A 1050-nucleotide genomic window follows, 5' to 3' on the forward strand; every position below is an offset into this window, starting at 1 on the left:
CTGGTGGCCTGCCATCTGTCGGCGGGGGACCGGGAGCGGATCTACCGCGACGAGGTAGCCCAGGTGGGGGTGGCCCGATGAGCACCGAGACCGAGCCGCTGCTGTCCGTGCGCGGCCTGACCAAGCACTTCCCGGTCCGGCAGGGCCTGCGCGCCACGGGTGCGGTGCGGGCGGTCGACGGGCTGGACTTCGATGTGCGCCCCGGCGAGACCCTCGGACTGGTGGGGGAGTCGGGGTGTGGCAAGACCACGACCGGGCGGATGCTGGTCCGCCTGCTGGAGCCCACCGCCGGGTCGATCGCGTTCGCGGGGCGGGACATCACCCACGCGAGACGGGGTGAGCTGCGCGGACTGCGGCAGGACCTGCAGATCATCTTCCAGGACCCGTACGCGTCGCTGAACCCCCGCCACACCGTCGGCCGGATCGTGGCGATGCCGTTGCAGGTCAACCGGATCACCCCACCCGGCGGCGTCAAACACCGCGTCCAGGAACTCCTGGAACTGGTCGGGTTGAACCCGGAGCACTACAACAGGTATCCGCACGAGTTCTCCGGCGGGCAACGCCAACGCATCGGCATCGCCCGCGCCCTGGCCCTGAAGCCGAAGCTGATCGTGGCCGACGAACCCGTCTCGGCGCTGGACGTATCCATCCAGGCGCAGGTCATCAACCTGCTCCGCAGCCTGCAACACGACCTCGATCTGGCGTTCGTGTTCATCGCCCACGACCTCGCCGTCGTGCGGCACTTCTGCCACCGCGTCGCCGTCATGTACCTCGGCAAGATCGTCGAGATCGGCGACCGCGACACCATCTACACCCGCCCGCAGCACCCCTACACCCGGGCACTGCTGTCCGCGATCCCCGACGTCACCACCCTCGGACCCGCCGGCCGCATCCGCCTCACCGGCGACGTGCCCACCCCCCTCAACCCACCGTCGGGCTGCCGCTTCCGGACCCGCTGCTGGAAAGCCACCGACCACTGCGCCACCGAAGAACCCGCACTGACCACCCGCGACGACGGCCGGCAGCAAACCGCCTGCCACTACCCGGAGA

At 70.0% G+C, this 1050-nt stretch carries 1 protein-coding gene; it reads left to right on the plus strand.

The features are described from left to right. Positions 1–77: 77 nt before the first annotated feature. Positions 78–1050, plus strand: a 973-nt coding sequence (locus ACPCK6_RS29580; RefSeq protein ID WP_396884531.1) for an ABC transporter ATP-binding protein, incomplete at its 3' end; no start/stop codon positions are given.

This window comes from Micromonospora sp. AB353 (assembly GCF_049538395.1).
Taxonomy (GTDB): Bacteria; Actinomycetota; Actinomycetes; order Mycobacteriales; family Micromonosporaceae; genus Micromonospora; species Micromonospora aurantiaca.